The organism is Desulfovibrio sp. (assembly GCF_035644575.1).
In the GTDB taxonomy this organism is placed as follows: Bacteria; Desulfobacterota; Desulfovibrionia; order Desulfovibrionales; family Desulfovibrionaceae; genus Desulfovibrio.
On the sequence record NZ_DASQOG010000240.1, the window covers coordinates 1 to 3,460 of the forward strand.

Genomic DNA, 3,460 nt, shown 5'->3' on the forward strand with positions numbered 1-3,460 from the left:
GCCGCTTCAGTCACGGTGTCCATGGCGGCGGAGAGCAGGGGGATGCGCAGGGGAATTTCGGGGGTGAGCCAGGTGGAGATGTCAACGGCGTCGGGGGTGATGTCCGAAAAGCCGGGGACTAGCAAAATGTCGTCGAAGGTCAGCGCCTTACCGCGATTGGTGAACATGACGTCCTCGTAATTGGCTGTGATAATTATGCAAATTATAATCCAAAAGACTATCCCCTTGTGCCCCATATGTCAATGATGGCAGCGCTCGCAAGCCCTTGTGTTTCAAGGGGCAGCGGGTACGCGGGATATTCCTGCCGGTGGCGGTTTCAGCGCTAAAGCATGAAGGCGTGCTTTACGTCCGGGCGGTGCATGTGCTGACTGAGCAAGGCCCGCAAGGCGGGGCGTGTCAGCAGGCAATAGTGTTTGCGCCGCCGGGTGAAGGTAAAGTCAGCGCGACCAGAAATCAGAGGCATGTAAGGGCTGTTGCACCCTTGGCTACTGGTTTTTGCGTCAATCCGCTTGGGTATGCCGCAGTATGCCACAGGGTGGCGCGGCTGGTATCATTGAATTGCGGCAGGGCGTGGCGCGCTGCTGTAGTTCAATGGGGTGCTGGCGGCGTACAGCTTTTAGCGAAAATTTGCAAGGGGCCCGCCGTGTGTTGTATGGTGCGGCTCAGCAGGCGGCCTTCTGAAAAGCCGGGCTTCGCGCGGGCATTCTGCGCCTAAGGCTTGACGTGGTGCATCAAACAGCCTATGAATCAGCACTTCGACCAATGCGCGGCTGCACTGTGTGAACAGCGGCTGGCGCAGGGCGGGCGCGAGAGCGCCGATTTTTTCGCCGCAAGGCTGCGGCGCAATGGGGACTTCATGTTCGAGAGCCTTTCCGACAGACTTTCAGGCGTATTCCGCACATTCAGCGGGCGCGGGCAGCTTACCGAAGAAAATGTGCAGGCTGGCCTGCGCGAGGTGCGCCTTGCCCTGCTTGAGGCGGACGTCAACTTCAAGGTCGTTAAAGACTTTGTGGAAAGCGTGCGCGAAAAGTGCCTGGGGCAAGATGTGCTCAAGGGCGTGAGCCCTGCCCAGCAAGTTATCAAGATTGTTAACGATGAACTTGTGCAGCTGCTTGGCGGCGAAACCGCCGGGCTGAATCTGCAAGGGCGCGAACCTGCGGTCATCATGCTTGTGGGCTTGCAGGGCTCTGGTAAAACGACTTCTGCGGGCAAGATCGCCAATATTCTGCGCAAGCAGAAGCTGCGTCCCTATCTGGTGCCAGCCGACGTCTACCGCCCGGCGGCTATTGAACAGCTGACAGTGCTGTCCAAGCAGCTCGACATGCCTTGCTATCCCTCCACGGTGGACATGAACCCCGTGGACATTGCCAAGGCCGCGCTTGAAAAAGCCCGCGAAGAGCAGGCCACCGTACTGCTGATCGACACCGCGGGCCGTCTGCATGTGGACGAGCCGCTCATGCAGGAGCTGGCCGCCATCAAGCAGGCAGTGCAGCCGCAGGAAATCCTGTTTGTTGCCGACGCCATGACCGGTCAGGACGCCGTGACCGTGGCCGAAAGCTTTAACGAGCGCCTCGGCATCACCGGCGTGGTGCTCACCAAGATGGACGGCGATGCGCGCGGCGGCGCGGCACTCTCCATCCGCTCGGTAACGGGCGCGCCCGTCAAGTTTGTGGGCATGGGCGAAAAACTGTCGGAGATGGAAGTCTTCCACCCCGACCGTATCGCTGGCCGCATCCTCGGCATGGGCGACGTGCTCACCCTGGTTGAAAAGGCGCAGAGCGCCATCAACGCAGAAGAAGCCGAAGAACTGGCCCTCAAGATGAAGAAGGCCAGCTTTGATCTTGAAGATTTCCGCACCCAGATGCGCCGTATCAAAAAACTCGGCTCGCTCGACAGCATCCTTAAAATGATCCCCGGCATGGGCGGCCTGCGCGACAAGCTGGCCGAAGCCAGCGGGGCCATGCCTGAAAAGGAAATGGAGCGCACCGAGGCTATCATCAGTTCCATGACCATGGCTGAACGCCGCAATCCCGACATCCTCAACGGCAGCCGCAGAGCGCGCATAGCAAAAGGCTCGGGCGTGACCGTTGCCCAGGTCAACCAGCTTGTGCGCCAGTTTGAGCAGATGCGCCAGATGATGAAGGGCATGATGGGCGGCAAGGGCGCCAAAATGCCCGCCATGCCGCGCATGCGCGGTATGCCCCCTGGTATGAACCTGCCCAAGGGGCTTGGCGGTATGCCCAATCTTGGCGGCATGGGCGGAATGCCCGGCATGCCGGGGATGGGTGGAATGCCTGGTATGCCCGGCATGGAAGGTATGCCCGGCGCTCGCGCTGGCGCAACCAAGGCTGCGCCCAAAAAGCGCAAGAAAAAAGAGCGCCCCAAGCGCAAGAAAAAGTAACAATATTTACGGGGCAAGGAGCGCCGCCACGCGCGGCGATGAATCTCTTTGCGCCAGGGCTTCCCGCCCTTGCCCTTTCCCGGGCGCAACGCTAACATAACATCAATCAAAGGGAGTTGGACTCATGGCAGTAAAGTTGAAATTGACCCGCCTCGGCAGCAAAAAGCACCCCTTCTACCGTGTGGTGGCCGCGAATGACGAAACCCGTCGTGATGGCCGTCCGCTGGAATTCCTGGGCTACTACAATCCCATGGTCAATCCGGCTGAAGTGAAGCTTGACGCCGGCAAGATCAAGGAATGGCTGGGTCGTGGCGCTGAGCCCACCAACACCGTGCGCGCTCTTATCAAAGAGCACCTGGGCTAGTTTATTGGGCTTATCTTTGCGGCAGCGCAGAGCCTACGGCAAATCTCTTTCAGGCACGCCCTGAAGGAGAACTTTGCTGCTGGCTGTTTTTTGGGAAAGCTCAGGCAATATCTGTCCCGGTTCATCAGAACCGGCGGTGGTCTGCAAGCAGGCCCCGTTTGAGCCGGGGGCGCGCTTGGCGCGCCCGAGGCCCACTGGCTGACCCCCACTGGAGGTACACATGAAGGCCCTGATAGAATACATTGCCAAATCCCTGGTGGATAATCCCGAAGAAGTGCAAGTCAGCGAAGTAGAAGGCGAGCAGACCACGGTTCTTGAGCTCAAGGTCGCCAAAGAGGACCTGGGCAAGGTTATCGGCAAGCAGGGGCGCACGGCCAGGGCCATGCGCACCATTCTGAGCGCCGCTTCCATCAAGTGTAAAAAACGCACAGTGCTGGAAATTCTGGAGTAGCGCCGCGTTCTTTCCAGGCCTCTGTTTCTGGCGGAAACAGGGAATGGGAAAAAACCGGTTCCGCCTGCTGTAATGCCTGGCATTGCAGCTACGCCTCAGCCCGCCGGAAACCCGGCAGAACTGGAAGTATGACGGAAACCTGGATTCATATGGGTACGCTGGCGCGGCCCCACGGCATCAAAGGGGAGATCTGCATCGACTGGCATGCGGACTCCCCCTTGCTTTTGGATACCCCCCTCTGGCT

4 protein-coding genes are annotated in these 3,460 nt (G+C 59.4%); 3 read left to right on the top strand and 1 reads right to left on the bottom strand.

The features are described 5' to 3' along the window. On the bottom strand, positions 1–167 hold a 167-nt coding region (locus VEZ52_RS13435), incomplete at its 3' end, for an IMP dehydrogenase (protein WP_324837269.1). Between the two features lie 689 nt (positions 168–856). Here VEZ52_RS13435 and ffh point away from each other — a divergent pair. From ffh to VEZ52_RS13450, 3 genes are all read left to right on the top strand, one after another. Then, positions 857–2,401: a signal recognition particle protein gene (gene ffh, locus VEZ52_RS13440; RefSeq protein ID WP_324837270.1), complete on the top strand. Its 1,545-nt coding sequence runs from the start codon at positions 857–859 to the stop codon at positions 2,399–2,401. 124 nt (positions 2,402–2,525) lie between these two features. Beyond that, positions 2,526–2,765, top strand: coding sequence for a 30S ribosomal protein S16 (rpsP, locus tag VEZ52_RS13445; RefSeq protein ID WP_022659551.1), 240 nt, complete (start codon positions 2,526–2,528; stop codon positions 2,763–2,765). A 220-nt stretch (positions 2,766–2,985) separates the two neighbouring features. After that, positions 2,986–3,216: a KH domain-containing protein gene (locus VEZ52_RS13450; RefSeq protein ID WP_192113339.1), complete on the top strand. Its 231-nt coding sequence runs from the start codon at positions 2,986–2,988 to the stop codon at positions 3,214–3,216. The last annotated feature ends 244 nt before the right edge of the window (positions 3,217–3,460 follow it).

Bases quoted from the DNA above. Each gene is read 5' to 3' on its own strand.
- ffh (WP_324837270.1), top strand. From the start codon at position 857: ATGTTCGAGAGCCTTTCCGACAGACTTTCAGGCGTATTCCGCACATTC.
- rpsP (WP_022659551.1), top strand. From the start codon at position 2,526: ATGGCAGTAAAGTTGAAATTGACCCGCCTCGGCAGCAAAAAGCACCCC.
- VEZ52_RS13450 (WP_192113339.1), top strand. From the start codon at position 2,986: ATGAAGGCCCTGATAGAATACATTGCCAAATCCCTGGTGGATAATCCC.